The organism is Rhodopila sp. (assembly GCF_965276935.1).
In the GTDB taxonomy this organism is placed as follows: Bacteria; Pseudomonadota; Alphaproteobacteria; order Acetobacterales; family Acetobacteraceae; genus Rhodopila.
In genome coordinates this window covers 391,876-407,261 of record NZ_CBDIBS010000002.1, presented here as the reverse complement: position 1 = coordinate 407,261, position 15,386 = coordinate 391,876, and the positions used below count along the sequence as shown (strand labels likewise).

Below are 15,386 nucleotides of genomic sequence, written 5' to 3'. Positions count from 1 at the left end.
GCGGGCAGTGGTGTTGTTACTCTGCCGCAACAGTGGCGGAAGCGACCGCTTCCGGCCGGAGTTCCAGCAAGGCGCGCTTGTATTCCCGCGGCACGACCTTGACGAAACGGGACAGGACGGCCTCCCAGTCCTCCAGCAACCCGCGGGCCTGGTTGCTGCCGGTGAACAGCAGATGCCGCTCCACCAGGATGCGCAGCCGTTCGGCGTCGAACCGCAGCGCATCGCCCATGCCGTTGTCATCGACGCCGGCGGCGCGCTGACGCGGCCGGCCCGGCGCGTCGGCCAACCCAAGTTCGGCGACACCGACCGTCTCCAGCTCGACCCCAGCCATGTTGCAGAGCTGCCGAAATTGGCTGTGTTCGTCATAGACATAGGCGATGCCGCCCGACATGCCAGCGGCGAAGTTACGGCCGGTGGCGCCCAACACGACGACGACACCGCCGGTCATGTATTCGCAGCCGTGGTCACCGCAACCCTCGACCACCGCGACCGCGCCAGAATTGCGCACCGCGAAGCGTTCCCCGGCGACACCCTGGAAATAGGCTTCACCGGCGATCGCGCCGTACAGCACGGTGTTGCCGACGATGATGTTCTCCGTCGGATCGCGCCTGGCCTGCGGCGGCTGGCGCACCACGACGCGTCCGCCGGACAGGCTTTTGCCGACGTAGTCGTTGCCGTCGCCGGTCAGGTACAGTGAGACGCCATGCGCCAGAAAGGCGCCAAAGCTCTGCCCGGCGGTACCGGTCAGGTGGATCGAGATGGTGTCCTCCGGCAGCCCGGCATGGCCATAGCGGCGGGCGACCTCACCCGACAGCATGGCGCCTACGGTGCGGTTGACGTTGCGGATCGCATGCTCCAGCCGCACCGGGGTCCGCTGTTCCAGCGCCGGCGCCGCCTCGGCAAGCAGGATCTGGTCCAGCGCCTTGTCCAGATGATGCTCCTGGGCCTCGGTGTGATAGATCCCGATCCCCGGCTTCAGCGCCGGCTGGTACAGCACCTTGCTCAGGTCGACGCCGTGCGCCTTCCAGTGCTCCACCGCGCGCCGCATGTCCAGCTTGCCGACCTGGCCGATCATTTCGTTGACGGTGCGGAAGCCCAACTGCGACATCAGCCCGCGGACTTCCTCGGCGACAAAGAAGAAGAAGTTGATGACGTGCTCCGGCGTGCCGGTGAAGCGCTTGCGCAGGACAGGGTCTTGCGTCGCGACGCCGACCGGGCAGGTGTTCAGGTGGCACTTGCGCATCATGATGCAGCCGGCGGCGATCAGCGGGGCGGTGGCGAAGCCGAATTCGTCGGCGCCCAGCAGCGCGCCGATCACCACGTCCCGGCCGGTGCGCAGGCCGCCATCGACCTGCACAAAGATACGACTGCGCAGCCCGTTCAGCACCAGGGTCTGCTGGGTCTCGGCCAGGCCGATTTCCCAGGGCGATCCGGCATGCGTCAGTGACGTCAGCGGGCTGGCGCCGGTGCCGCCTTCGAAGCCGGCGATGGTGACATGGTCCGCCCGCGCCTTGGACACGCCCGCCGCGACCGTGCCGACGCCGACTTCCGACACCAGCTTGACCGAGATCCGTGCCCGCGAATTGGCGTTCTTCAGGTCGTGAATAAGCTGCGCCAGGTCCTCGATCGAGTAGATGTCGTGGTGCGGCGGCGGCGAGATCAGGCCAACGCCGGGCGTCGAGTAGCGTACCCTGGCGATGTTCTTGTCCACCTTGTCGCCGGGCAGTTGTCCGCCTTCACCCGGCTTGGCGCCCTGCGCCATCTTGATCTGGATGTCGTCGGCGTTGACCAGGTACTCGGTGGTGACGCCGAAGCGGCCCGAGGCGACCTGCTTGATGGCCGATCGTTCCGAGTCGCCATTGGGCAGCGGCAGGTAGCGGTCGGCTTCCTCGCCGCCCTCGCCGGTGTTGGACTTGCCGCCCATGCGATTCATCGCGATGGCCAGCGTGGTATGCGCCTCACGCGAGATCGAGCCGAAGCTCATGGCGCCGGTGACGAAGCGCCTGACGATCGAAGCCGCCGGCTCGACCTCCTCCAGTGGCACCGGGGTCGGCGCGAACTTGAACTGCATCAGGCCGCGGATGGTCAGCAGCCGCTCGCTCTGGTCGTTGATCGCCTGGGTAAAGGCGTGGAACTCGGCCGGCAGGTTGCCGCGCACCGCGTGCTGCAGCTTGGCCACCGTGTCCGGCGTCCAGGCGTGCGCCTCGCCACGCAGGCGGAACGCATAGTCGCCGCCGACGTCGAGCATGCCGTCATAGATCGGGTTGTTGCCATAGGCGTTGCGATGCCGAGCGACCGCTTCCTCGGCGATTTCCTGGAAGCCGACGCCCTCGATCGAGGTCGCCGTGCCGGTGAAGCATTTTTCAACGAAGGCCGACGACAGCCCGACGGCGTCGAAGATCTGCGCGCCGCAGTAGGACTGGTAGGTGGAAATGCCCATCTTGGACATCACCTTCATGACGCCCTTGCCGACCGCCTTGAGATAGTTCTTCTGCACCTCGTGGGCGGACTTGTTTACATTGGCCTGCCGGCGGATCTGCTCCAGCGTCTCGAACGCCAGGTAGGGATTGACCGCCTCGGCGCCATAGCCGGCGAGGACGCAGAAATGATGCACCTCGCGCGCCTCGCCGGTCTCCACCACGATGCCGGTGCTCATGCGCAGACCCTGGCGGACCAGGTGCTTGTGGACGGCGGCGGTGGCGAGCAGCGACGGCACCGGGATGCGGTCCTCGCTGACCTCGCGGTCGGACAGGATCAGGATGGTGAAGTCGGCCAGCACCGCCTCGGTGGCTTCCGTGCAGATGCGCTCGATGGCGGCCCGCATGCCGCCGGCGCCGTCCTTGGCGGCCCAGGTGGTGTCAATCGTCTGGGTGCGGAAGGCGCCGCCGGCCAAGTTGTCGATGTCGCGGATCTTGTCGAGGTCAGTGTTGGTCAGGATCGGCTGCGAGACTTCCAGCCGATAATAGTTGCCGGCGTGATGTCCCAGCAGGTTCGGCCGCGGCCCGATGATCGACACCAGCGACATCACCAGTTCTTCGCGGATCGGGTCGATCGGCGGGTTGGTGACCTGGGCGAAATTCTGCTTGAAGTAGTTGAACAGCAGCTTCGGCTTGTCCGACAGCACCGCCAGCGGCGTGTCGGTGCCCATGGACCCGATCGGGTCGTCGCCCTTCTGGCCCATCGGCTCCAGGAAGAACTGGAGGTCTTCCTGGGTGTAGCCGAAGGCCTGCTGGTGGTGCAGCAGCGCCTCGGTATCGTTTGGCCGGGGCAGGGCGCGGCGTTCCTCCGATTCCGGCAGGTCTTCCAGCTTGAACTGGGTCTGCTTCAGCCATTCGGCGTAGGGATGCTCGCGCGCCAGCTTCTGCTTGATTTCGGCGTCGTCGATGATGCGGCCTTCCTCCAGGTCGATCAGCAGCATCTTGCCCGGTTGCAGCCGCCACTTGCGGACGATTTTTTCCTCGGGGACCGGCAGCACGCCGGATTCCGACGCCATGATGACGTAGTCGTCGTCGGTGATGACGTAGCGGGCGGGGCGCAGGCCGTTGCGGTCCAAGGTGGCGCCGATCTGCCGGCCGTCGGTGAAGGCGATGGCGGCGGGGCCGTCCCATGGTTCCATCAGCGCCGCGTAGTACTCGTAGAACGCCTTGCGCTCCGGGTCCATTAGCGGGTCATGCGCCCAGGCTTCCGGGATCAGCATCATCATGCCATGCGCCAGCGAGTAGCCGCCGGCGACCAGCAGTTCCAGCGCGTTGTCGATACAGGCGGTGTCCGACTGGCCGTGCGGGATGATTGGCCACATCTTGTTCAGGTCCGGCCCGATCAGGTCGGATTCCATCGACCGGCGGCGCGCGTACATCCAGTTGACGTTGCCGCGGACGGTGTTGATCTCGCCGTTGTGCGCCAGGAACCGATACGGGTGCGCCAGCTTCCACGAGGGAAACGTGTTGGTGGAGAAGCGCTGGTGCACCAGCGCCAGGGCCGAGGTGGTCAGCGGGTTGCCAAGGTCCTGGTAGAAGCTGCCGACCTGGGTCGCCAGCAGCAGCCCCTTGTAGACGATCGTGCGGGTGGAGAACGACGGCATGTAAAGTTCCGTCACCGCCGGGATGTTCCGTTTCTCCGCCAGCGCGCGCAGGTTGTTCAGGATCTGCTTGCGGATTGCCAGGATCTTGCGCTCGAAGCCGTCCTGGTCGCGGATCGACAGGTTGGAGGCGACGATGGCCTGGCGGATCACCGGCATGGTCTCGATGACTGTTCTGCCCAGGCCGGTCAGGTCGGTCGGCACATCGCGCCAGCCGACCATGGACTGGCCTTCCTTGGCCACCACCTGCTCGAAATGTTGTTCGGCGTAGTGGCGGGCCTTCGCGTCGCGCGGCAGGAAGCACATCGCCACGGCGTAACGTCCGGCCGCCGGCAGCGACTTGCCGTGCGTGCGCGCCCAGTCGTTCAGCAGCGCGTCGGGCATCTGGATCAGGAGGCCGGCGCCGTCGCCCACCATCGGATCGGCGCCGACCGCGCCGCGATGGTCGAGGTTTTCCAGGATCTTCAGGCCCTGGCTGATGATGTCATGAGATTTTCGGCCCTTGATGTTGACCACAAAGCCGACGCCGCAGGCGTCATGCTCGTTGCGGGGATCGTACAGGCCTTGACTCATAACCTCGTGCATAGCCGCGACTTTCTTTGGCGTGTCTATATGACCGTCAGGAATGCGCGATGACGCGCAAACCGCCGTTGTGCCCGCTGGGCGGGTGAAAGGCAACAATCCTGCCGGTCTGCAACCTATGACAGGCTTCCACCTGGCGGCAAGGCGCCACGGGAGATTTCACGGCGGGGTCATTCCCGGTTGCGTGCCGGCATGCGATGCTGCACCGGTTCGAAAACAAGGCGGGAGAACGACCGATGATTACGCTTTACGGCATGGGCAGCCCGAATGTGGTGAAGATCTACATCGCGCTGGAGGAAGTGGCACTCCCTTACACCGTCCAGCCGGTCGACGTGTTCAGCGGCAAGCAGTTTGATGAGGCCTTCCTGAAGGTAAATCCAAACGCAAAGGTGCCAGTCATCGTCGATCCAGATGGACCCGGCGGCAAGCCCTATACGGTGTTCGAGTCAGGCGCGATCCTGTTGTACCTGGCGGAAAAGACCGGCAAGCTGCTGCCCACCGACATGGCGGCGAAGTATGACGCCATCCAGTGGCTGATGACCCAGATGTCCACGGTGGGGCCGATGGCCGGCCAATATGTCCACTTCCTGCGCTTCGCGCCGGCGGGGCAGGACTATTCCAAAAGCCGCTACACGACACAGGTGCATCGCGTCTGCACGGTGATCGAACAGCGGCTGGGATCGGTGGCCTATCTGGGTGGTGCGGACTACGGTATTGCCGATATCGCGACCTACCCCTGGCTGCGCATGATCCCGACGCTGCTGGGTCCGACGGCGGCGACGCAATTCCCGCATGTCATGCGCTGGGTCAAGACCATCGATGAACGCCCAGCGGTGAAGCAGGCGCTCGCTGCGGTGGAAGCGGTTCGCGCGAAGACCACTGCCTTCGACAAAGCGGAGGCTGCCAACCTGGACAAGATGTTCGGCCGCGGCGAGTTTGCCGCCGCGTGATGACGCTCGGGCGGCGGCCGGATGTCCGCCGCCCGTGCCCTGTCGGTGGTATCGGCGTGGTTAGCGGTAGTAGCCGCCGTGGCCGCCGAACAGCAGGACCAGCACGATGATGATCACCACCAGGGTCAGACCGCCACCATAGGATCGACCGCCATAGTAGCCGGAGCGATAACCATAAAAACCCCCGCCGCCGAACAGCAGGAACAGGATAATCAACAGTAAAATCAAACTCATTGCAACCACCCTTTTTTGGTTGCGGACTATAATGATTCAGCGGCTTGGCTGTCAACCCCATATTGGTTCGGCATCAATCGCGGTGACCAGGTGGCGGCTTCCTGGCAGCGTCGCGGCAAGACGACTTCAGCGGTAAACTTATCGACATGGTCCTGCCAAACTGGCATCCCGAAAGCCTGGCCGCTCGCTACCCCTTCCTCCGGCGCCGAGCGGCGCTGACCGATGCGGTGCGCGGCTTTTTTCATGCCCGGTCCTATACCGAGGTTGAAACGCCCTACGCAGTCGCAACCCCTGGGGAGGAGGTGCATCTGCGTCCCTTCGCCACCCTGCGCGAACGCCCGGACGGCAGCCACGAGAACCTGTGGCTGCACACCAGTCCGGAATTCGGCATGAAGCGGCTGCTGGTGGCGCAGGCAGGCCCGATCTTCCAGTTCGCCCGGGTCTGGCGCAACGGCGAGGCCGGCGCGCTGCATGCGCCCGAGTTCACCATGCTGGAGTGGTACCGGCCCGGCGCCGGCCTGGACGACCTGATCGGCGAAACCGTCAGCCTGCTGCGCGCGGTGCTGCCCGGTGTGGTGACCTGCCGTGGCGTCACCACCGATCTTGGACGCATTGAACGCATGACCGTGGCCGAGGCCTTCAGCCGCCATGCCGGCGTTGATCTGCTGGCGATCGGCGAGGACGCGCCGGCCCTCGCCGCCGCCGCGGGAACCCGGCTGCGCGACGGCGAGACCTGGGAAGACCTGTTCTTTCGCCTGCTGCTGGAGCGGATCGAGCCGCATCTCGGGCGCGATCATGCGACCTTCCTGACGCATTGGCCGGCTGCCCAGGCCGCGCTGGCCCGCCGTGATCCGGCCGATCCGCGCGTCGCCGAACGGTTCGAGCTTTTTGTTTGTGGCATTGAACTGGCCAACGCCTTCGTCGAACTGACCGATCCGGTCGAGCAGCGGGCGCGTTTCGTGGCAGACCGGGCCCGCCGGCATGGCATGACCGATCCAGGCGTGACCAAGCCAAATGTGACCAAGCCAGGTGTTATCGGCACGGACTGGCCGCTGGACGAGGACTTCCTGACGGCCCTGGCGTTCGGCATGCCTCCCAGTGCCGGGATCGCGCTGGGTTTCGACCGGCTGGCGATGATCGCCGCCGGGGCGGGGCGGATCAGCCAGGTGTTGTGGCTGCCGCCGCCCGACCTGTTATGACACTTCGGGTTTACGCCCGTGTCGATTGCAGCCACACAAAGACCCAATCGTCATGATCAACCGGAAGAACGGAGACAGCACGCCGATGTACGATGTTATCGTGGTGGGCGGTGGCTCCGCCGGCGCGCCCGCCGCCGCCCATCTGTCCGCCGATCCGGCCCGCCGCGTGCTGCTGCTGGAGGCTGGGCGTGACTGGCGCGCGGCCGACGCGCCCGCAGCGATGCGCAGCGCCAACATCATTCCGTTCATGAACGATCCGGCGCATCAGGCCGAATGGCAGTGGCCGCATCTGATGACGCGCCGCACCCGCACCCAGCCGCCACGCTTCTACTGGCGCGGCAAGGCGCTTGGCGGCTCATCCGCCGTCAATGCGCAGATCGCCACACGCGGCGTCGCCGACGCCTTCGACACCTGGGCGGAAGCTGGCTGCGAGGGCTGGTCGGCGGCCGAAGTGCTGCCGGTGATGCAGGCGTTCGAGGACGATCCGGCACAGGGCCGCACCGGCGGTCGCGTTCCGGTCTATCGCGCGCCGGAAGCGCTGTGGGGTCCGGTCGATCGCGGCCTGCGGGATGCCGCCCATGCCGCGGGCTATGCATGGAACCCCGATCTGAACGCCGCCACCGGCGAGGGCATTTCCTGCTATCCGTTCAACGTCCGCAACGGCCGCCGCATCTCGGCCAACGAGGCGTTCCTGGAACCGGTGCGCGACCGGCCGAACCTGGAGATCATTGGCGGCGCCCTGGTGGACCGCGTGCTGCTGACCGACGGCGGCGCGACCGGCGTGCGGGTGCATCTGGCCGATCGCGGCTGGATGGAAATCCATGCGCGGGAGGTTCTGATCTGCGCCGGCGCCATCCATTCGCCCGCCATCCTGCTGCGCTCCGGCCTTGGTTCGGCGGCGGACCTGCGGGCACTGGGGATATCCGTGGCGCGCAACATGCCCGAGGTCGGCGGCAACTTCATGGACCACCCAACCCTGCGTGCGAGCCTGGCGCTGCGACCTGACTTCGTCTCGCGCGATCCCGATCAGCGGCATACAAACTGCTGCGTGACCTACACGTCGGGCCTCGCCGGCGGCGGGCGGCGCGACATGATCATGATCGGGTTCAACCATCGCGCCATTGGGCAGGGTGAGATGCCGTCCGGCACCGGCGCGGTGGGTGCGTCGCTGTTCAACGCCTTTTCCCGCGGGCGGGTGCGGTTGGCATCGTCCAATCCGGCGACCGATCCGCTGGTCGAGGAGAACATGCTGGACGATCCTCGCGACGTGCTGCGAATGCGCGACGCGGTGCGGCGGCTTGCCATCCTGGTCGCCCATCCGGCGCTGGCGGACCTCGCCACGGCAATCACGTTCCATGACTCTGGCCTGAATTTTGATGCCGTCGCCGCGATGCCGGAGGACGTGCTGGATGGGCTGATGCTGGATCAGGCGGCTGATGCGCAGCACGCCGCCGGCACCTGCCGGATGACGGCTTATGAGGAGCCGCGTGGCGTGGTCGATCCCGATCTGCGGGTCAAGGGTGTGCGTGGCCTGCGCGTCGCCGATGCGTCCATCATGCCGGCCGATTGCCGAGCAAATACGAATTTTACGTGCATGATGATCGGCGTGATGGCGGCGCGGCTGATCGTCGGGGCGGGTCAGGTGGAACCGGAACCAACGGCGCGCTAGCCCATGAAGGCACGGAACGCTCGGCATCGGCGCCTTGCGGTGCTGGTTCAGGCACAACGTGGATGGAAAGCCGCCGGCCGCCAAGACGTCGGGATCTGTGCGGGCCGCGGGAGCAGTCTGGTTGTTCCCGAAGAGGCGTTGGGAACCGGCTCAGTGTGAGATCGCCTCCAGTTCCAGGTTGCGCGTTCGCGGACCAAATATGCCGATGGAGAGCACCACCATCAGCATGGCAAAGGCGATCAGGCCGAAGACACCGGTGGTGCCGTTGAAGTTGGCGAAGAAGAACCCGATGATGAAGCTGGCGAACACCGTGCTGATGCGGCTGAACGCATAGGTGAAGCCGACGGCGCGGGCGCGCACGCGGGTAGGGAACAGTTCGCTCTGGTAACTGTGGAAGGAATACGACAGCACGTTGTTGGCCAGCGTGATCAACACGCCGAACAGGATCAGCAGCGGCATGGTTGATTGCTGAGAGAACAGCACGCCAAAGACGCCGATGCAGACCGCCGCCCCGACCAGTTGCCATTTGCGCTCGATCTTGTCGGCGAAGCTCATGGCCAGCAGCGGGCCGAACGGATTTGCGATGGCGATGATGAAGGCGTATTGCAGGCTGCCGCCAAGGTTGATGCCGATCTGCTTGGCGATCAGCGTCGGGACCCAGGCGGCGAAGCCGTAAAAGCCGAAGGTCTGGAAGAACTGGAACACCATCAGCATGATCGTCCGGCTGCGATAGGGCGGCTGCCAGATCTCGCTGAACGCGCCCTGCGCCGAAAGATCTTCCACCGCATGCGGGTTGGCATCCGGCAGGGCGACACCGCCGCGGTCAGCGCGCACCTGTGCCTCGATCCGGGCGGTGATCGTTTCGGCTTCCATCAGTCGGCCCTGGTTGAGCAGCCAGCGCGGGCTTTCCGGAATGCTGCGCCGCAGGAACCATACCGCCAGCGCGCCGATCGCGCCGATCGCCACGACCCAGCGCCAGCCGTCCCAGCCCAGCGGGCTTCGCGGCACCAGGATGTAGGAGAGCAGGGCAACCACCGGCACGACGGCGAACTGCACACACTGGTTGAAGGCGAAGGCTCGGCCGCGCATGTGCTTTGGCACGAGTTCGGCGATGTAGGTGTCAATGGTCACCAACTCCACGCCAATGCCGATGCCGGCGATCATGCGCCACAGGCAGACACCGAAACCGGTGGCCTGGAACGCCATGACCAGCGTCGCGGCGCAATAGGCCAGCATCGAGAAGGTGAAGATCGCGCGCCGGCCGTACTTGTCGGCGACGAAGCCGAACACGAAGGTGCCGATGAACAGGCCGAAGAAGGTCGAGGCGACGAACAGTGCCGGTCCAGAGAACATGCCGATGGCGACTCCGGTCAGCATTCCGGTCTTCACCAGGCCGGGAATGACATATCCGGTCATGAACAGGTCGTAGAACTCGAACATGCCACCGAGGGAGAGCAGGGTGACCATCTTCCAGATGTGGCGGGTGGCCGGCAGCCGGTCCAGGCGGGCCAGGATGGCGGCCGCGGTTTGCGGTTCGGCGCCGAATGTCGCGGTGCCTGCTGTCGTGGACATGGTCTTCCTCCGCGGCTCCGCCGCTGTCTATTGGGTCGCGCGAACGACTTATTCGCTGGCTGCCGTCTCGGCAATGGTCAACCATGTGTTCGGCGGGGCAAGCGGAGGATTGCCTGCTGCGTCTCAATCCGTAAAAATCGCATGGCGCGGTTATTCCGACGGATTTCAATCGCTGTCGTCATCGACGGCTGTCGACGTATCATTCGGCGGAGGATCGACCTGCCGCGGGATGACGGCCAGGCAATGGGGTGACGCGACGGTTTCCGGACGATTGCCCGAGGAGGAACGACCCATGCGAACACGTATCTCATCCGGATCGACATTCGAAACGGATATCGGCTATTCCCGAGCTATCATCGACGGCGACTGGGTCTTCGTTTCCGGCACCACCGGGTTCGACTACGCGACGATGACGATTTCCCCTAACGTGCGGGAACAGGCCGAGCAGACGATGCGGAATATAGCGGGGATTTTGCGAGAGGCGGGCTGTGACTTCGCTGATGTCGTGCGGGTGCGCTACCTGCTGCCGTCGGCGGCGGATTTTCCGGCATGCCGGCCGGTGTTGAAGCGATATTTCGAGGATATTCGTCCTGCCGCGACGATGATGGCGGTGGGACTTGCCGATCCACGCATGAAAATCGAGATCGAGGTGACCGCCCGCCGGTCGGGCTAGTATCGCGCATCAGAGAAGCGCGATACGTCGCTATTGGCCTGAAGTATCTGATTCACGCGCCGAAACGTGGCCGCTACGCGTCTCAAGCTTCTCTGCGATCAGATACTAGACGTGACGGCTGTCGTCAGCCGATCTCCGGTGTTCCGCAGGCGCATGCGACCATCAATCGGCCTGGCCTTGTGGCCCTGACCTTTTCATCAAGCATCGCCCGCGCCAAGGGTCGAGCGGCCGGCGTGATCGGCTGGCGGATTTCAGGTCGTCGATCGTGCGACACGGGTCTGGGCGCCGCCGCGAATTGAAGCGGCGCCCGTTCCGCGATTGGCTACTCGGCCGCATCCGGCAGTTGACGCCCGGTATCCCGCGCCACGCCGCGCATCGCCGGACCCACGTAGCGGGCCGAACGGCCGCCGCGCGCCAGATCACCCAGGGAGATCACGCCGACCACGCGCTTGTTGCGGTTGACTACCGGCAGCCGGCGCACCTGCTGCTCCGCCATGTTGTCCGCGACATGCGCGAGGTCCTCGTCCTCGTAGACGTACTTGACCTCCTGGGTCATCACCTCGCGCACCTTGGTGCGCACTGGGTCCTTGCCTTCGGCAACCAGCCGCATGGCGACATCGCGGTCGGTGACGACGCCGACCAGCCGATCGCCTTCGCCGACCGGCAGGACACCGGTATCCTCATCGCGCATCAGCCGTGTCGCCTGCTGCACCGTGTCGTCCGGGGTCGCCAGCTTGACGTCGGAACTCATCACGTCGGAGACGATCCCGTTTTCCTGGTGCTGCTGGTTCCGCGGTTCATGGCCGTTGCGCTGCCGTTCCTCGAGCCGCGCCTCGATCGGACGCAACGTCTGTTCGGCGGTCTGCTGAGCGGCGCGAACCAGAGTGCTGGTGCCCTGCAGCATCGCGTCCATGTAGTCACGCATGAAGCGCCGCTGCAGGTTGAAGACCGCTTCGGGATCGGTCATGCGGAGCAGTTCCTGGGCGGCCCGTACATTCGACTGCACAACGCCGTTGACCAGGCCTGATACGCTTTCCTGCATATCGCGCAGCCGGTCGGTGGCGGTATCCGGCGCGAGCACGAAGCTGCGCACGCCAGCGGCGGTTTCCTCGACCGCCTGTGCCATGCGGCGGCCGATCGTCTCGAAGCGTTCCGCCGTCTGTTCCAGCAACTGGTGGTGTCCCTGCGCCAGCGCCTCGGCGCCGCGGCGGCCGACTTCAGCGCCGGCCGCCGCGGTGGCCCGCGTCGCCTCGGCCCCAGCCGCACCGCGCTGGCGCAGCGCGTTGCCCATTTCGCGGCTGCTGTCCCGGGCGGCCTGGCCGCCATGCTGAGCGGCCACCGCGCCGGCCAAATTCAGGCTCTGCTCGCTGTTCGCGGCCTGGCCTGCCGCCGCGCGGGCCTTGCGCTCGCCTTCATTGGGCGTTGCTTCATTGGTTGCATTGGTAACCTTCGTGTCGGGTAACTGCGCCATCATTCACTCCTAGCAGGTAATGTGTTTTCGACTTCAAGCCGGATCAACGGACGATAGCCGGGTGCGGCTGCGCACGCACGCCCGCAACCCGGATACTTCCTGATTTCAGCATCTGATTTTGCCAGACGGGTTTGAAACGGGCCCCGGGCGCGCGCGTGATCTGGCTCCGCATCGCGCGCCATCGTTCTGAGGCCAGCCCCTCGTTTTCCGAGACAGGCAAAGACCTAGCACGCAGCATCCGGCTTGCACACCACCTCGCTTTTTTGTGAGCGAAGATTATTATGCTGGCTCATGTTGTTGCCGGGCTCGATCAGTAGCAAATGCCGTTGCTGAAGATGAACCTTGGGTAATAGTTGCAGCAACTGAAAGATCAATTGGAACGATCAGGTAGACCATTCCTTCTAAGCAACATAACCCGGAAAGGCCGCGGCCGGCACCTCGGCCGGCCCATGCGGCTGGGGAACATGATCCTGCCGCTGCGTGCAAAGCAACTTCACCGCCGGGTTTTGGCCTTTGGCGGACAGACGTGTAGAACCGGCGCATGCATCGACCCTCCCTCCCGGACTTTCCGCCGCCGGCGCTGGTCGCGACCAGCGCCGCACTGGAAGCCTTCTGTCAGCGCATGCACACCGAGGGGTTCATTACCGTCGATACCGAGTTCATGCGCGAACGCACCTACTGGCCCGAGCTGTGCCTGGTGCAGATCGCCGGCGAGACCGAGGTCGCGGTGATCGACGCCATGGCGCACGGCATCGACCTGACCGCCCTCGGCAGGCTGTTCGCCGACCCCACGGTCACCAAGGTCTTCCACGCCGCCCGCCAGGACATCGAGATCTTTGTCCTGCGCTATGGTGACGTGCCGCGTCCGCTGTTCGACACCCAGGTCGCGGCGATGGTCGCCGGGTTTGGCGACCAAGTCGGCTACGACGCGCTGGTCGCCGCGCTGACCGGCGGCAGCATCGACAAGGCGCATCGCTTCAGCGACTGGTCGGTGCGGCCGCTGTCGGACGCGCAGCTTGCTTACGCCGCCGCCGATGTGACCTGGTTGCGCGCGGTCTACACAAGGCTCAGCGAGAAGCTGGAGCAGGATGGCCGGCTCGCCTGGGTCGCGGAGGAGATGGCGATCCTGTCCAATCCCGCGACCTACCGCACCGATCCGGCGCAGGCCTGGGAGCGGCTGCGTCCACGCTCCAGCAACCGCCGCTTCCTGCAGGTGCTGAAGGCCACCGCGGCGTGGCGGGAACAGGAGGCGCAGCGCGTCAACATCCCTCGGCAGCGGCTGGTGAAGGATGAGGCGCTGCTGGAGATCGCTGCAACCGCGCCGGCCAGTGCCGACGCGTTGGCCCGCGTGCGCGGGGTGACCCGTGGCTTTGCCGAGGGCCGCTCCGGCGCGTCACTGATGCAGGCGCTGGCCGCTGCCCGCCGGGTGCCGGACGGGGACCTGCCGGCGGCGCCGCAGGGGCGCGATAACGTGCGTCCGTCGGCGGCGCTGGTGTCCTTGCTGAAGGTGATGCTGGCGGCGAAGAGCGAGCAGCATCACGTGGCACCCCGGCTGGTCGCCAGTTCGGACGATATCGACCGGTTGGCACTGGAAGACCAGCCGGACATCCCGTCGATGGCCGGCTGGCGGCGGGAGGTGTTTGGCGAGGATGCGCTGCGGCTGAAACAGGGGCAGGTCGCGCTGGGGGTCGAGGGACGGCGGGTGAGGTTCATCCCGATCTAAGCTTAATCGCCATAAGTTTTGACGGATGGCCCTAAAATTTCGCCGCCATGTCATATGTCGCAGGCCTTGGCCGCTAGTTTGGGCAGTTCTCTTTCGCCCATTCGGGTCCTTTAACTCCAGTGATGCAGGGGCTCCACGGACCTTTGTAGCCGCTAGAAATAGAAGGGCCGGAGTAGGCACCGCCACCCGGGCCGGTGTAGGCGCCCCCGCCAGGGCCTGTGTAGATGCCGCCACCCGGACCAGTATACATGCCGCCGCCCGGACCGGTGTAGAGACCCCCGCCCGGACCAGCATAAAGGCCGCCGTCCGGACCAGTGTAAGCACCGCCGCCCGGACCGGTATAGAGGCCCCCGCCTGGACCAGTGTAGCAAGCCCCTCCGGGACCGGTGTAACCCCGACACTCAGCGAGAGCTGCCGATAAAGAAAGACCGCCGCCGATCAGAATCGCTAAAAGCAGTATTCTTACGTTACGCATGGACGCATTGCCTTTTCGGGCGCTAATTGTCACTGTACATTCAGAACTTCGTAGCGATTGGCTTGGCCGCAACGGCCGATCAGATGCTTTCCAGCTCCGCGAGGAAAGCAGGCATTAGGTCAGATATCCGGTTGTAGGCATACTCGAACGCGTCAAGCGAACCGAGCATTGCGCTTGTAATCATGCCGCGTGCGCTATCTGCACCGCGCAGGCCGCGCCCAAAGTAGGTGGTAAAACTGGGTTCGTCGTTCTTGGCATAAAGCCCTGCAACGCCCCACCAATTGGGATGAGCAACCTCGCTCAGGCTGTCATAGCTCGACAGAACACCCGGAATCTTCTTATCCATTTTCCTTAAGCAGTCGAGGATGTGAACCGGCTTCGGCGCTTCCGGCCATTTTCCTGAACCGGCCAGCAGGCGCATAAGGAGGTCATTCAATTGCTGCGGAGGATATTTGCTGCGTGCATCAAGCACGTCCATGAGCTTCCATGCCAGCGCGGCGTTTTCGGTGACGGCGCGCGTCAGGATCGCAGCGGCGGCGAAGTCGTCGCGCTCCAAGGCGTTGCAAGCAGTGCGCGCCAATTCCTCGGTGCGCCAGATCAGGGCTTCCCGCGTGCAAAGTACTTGAAAGGGAGCCTTCGACTTGACGCCCAAGGCTGCGGCATCAACAGATTGTGGGAGGTTGGCCCGCAGCCTGTCAACCCACGTGCGCAAGTCTGCGACTGTGTCTAAGTGTTCTGCCATCGTGTCCTTTGACCACCG

At 65.1% G+C, this 15,386-nt stretch carries 10 protein-coding genes; 5 read left to right on the top strand and 5 right to left on the bottom strand.

Annotated features, from left to right (window positions below):
* Positions 1-16: 16 nt before the first annotated feature.
* Positions 17-4,651 carry a glutamate synthase large subunit gene (gene gltB, locus ACQY4S_RS04880; protein WP_428484065.1) on the bottom strand — a complete coding sequence of 1,545 codons (4,635 nt, stop codon included), beginning with the start codon at positions 4,649-4,651 and terminating at the stop codon, positions 17-19.
* Between the two features lie 245 nt (positions 4,652-4,896).
* Here gltB and ACQY4S_RS04875 point away from each other — a divergent pair, with 245 nt between their 5' ends.
* Positions 4,897-5,610, top strand: a complete 714-nt coding sequence (locus tag ACQY4S_RS04875; RefSeq protein ID WP_428484064.1) for a glutathione S-transferase family protein — start codon at positions 4,897-4,899, stop codon at positions 5,608-5,610.
* A 60-nt stretch (positions 5,611-5,670) separates the two neighbouring features.
* Here the strand turns inward: ACQY4S_RS04875 and ACQY4S_RS04870 are convergent, their stop codons facing one another.
* Entirely contained in the window at positions 5,671-5,844 is a 174-nt protein-coding gene (locus ACQY4S_RS04870) for a DUF3309 family protein (RefSeq protein WP_428484063.1), read from the bottom strand.
* A gap of 146 nt (positions 5,845-5,990) precedes the next feature.
* Between ACQY4S_RS04870 and epmA the strand changes: the two genes are divergently transcribed.
* Together epmA and ACQY4S_RS04860 are read left to right on the top strand one after the other, a co-directional pair.
* A complete protein-coding gene (gene epmA / locus ACQY4S_RS04865; RefSeq protein ID WP_428484062.1) occupies positions 5,991-7,043 on the top strand; it encodes an EF-P lysine aminoacylase EpmA in 1,053 nt (350 codons plus the stop codon).
* Between the two features lie 85 nt (positions 7,044-7,128).
* Positions 7,129-8,712, top strand: coding sequence for a GMC family oxidoreductase (locus ACQY4S_RS04860; RefSeq protein WP_428484061.1), 1,584 nt, complete (start codon positions 7,129-7,131; stop codon positions 8,710-8,712).
* 150 nt (positions 8,713-8,862) lie between these two features.
* Here the strand turns inward: ACQY4S_RS04860 and ACQY4S_RS04855 are convergent, their stop codons facing one another.
* Positions 8,863-10,284, bottom strand: a complete 1,422-nt coding sequence (locus ACQY4S_RS04855) for an MFS transporter (protein ID WP_428484060.1) — start codon at positions 10,282-10,284, stop codon at positions 8,863-8,865.
* Between the two features lie 292 nt (positions 10,285-10,576).
* Here ACQY4S_RS04855 and ACQY4S_RS04850 point away from each other — a divergent pair, with 292 nt between their 5' ends.
* On the top strand, positions 10,577-10,957 hold the full coding sequence (locus tag ACQY4S_RS04850; protein ID WP_428484059.1) for a RidA family protein: 381 nt from the start codon (positions 10,577-10,579) through the stop codon (positions 10,955-10,957).
* A gap of 322 nt (positions 10,958-11,279) precedes the next feature.
* Here the strand turns inward: ACQY4S_RS04850 and ACQY4S_RS04845 are convergent, their stop codons facing one another.
* Positions 11,280-12,431 carry a CBS domain-containing protein gene (locus tag ACQY4S_RS04845; protein WP_428484058.1) on the bottom strand — a complete coding sequence of 384 codons (1,152 nt, stop codon included), beginning with the start codon at positions 12,429-12,431 and terminating at the stop codon, positions 11,280-11,282.
* A 538-nt stretch (positions 12,432-12,969) separates the two neighbouring features.
* On the opposite strand from ACQY4S_RS04845, the gene rnd reads away from it, so the two are divergent.
* A complete protein-coding gene (gene rnd, locus ACQY4S_RS04840; RefSeq protein ID WP_428484057.1) occupies positions 12,970-14,151 on the top strand; it encodes a ribonuclease D in 1,182 nt (393 codons plus the stop codon).
* Between the two features lie 554 nt (positions 14,152-14,705).
* Here the strand turns inward: rnd and ACQY4S_RS04835 are convergent.
* Positions 14,706-15,368 (bottom strand): hypothetical protein, encoded by a 663-nt coding sequence (locus tag ACQY4S_RS04835; protein WP_428484056.1) that lies wholly within the window; start codon positions 15,366-15,368, stop codon positions 14,706-14,708.
* Positions 15,369-15,386: the final 18 nt, after the last annotated feature.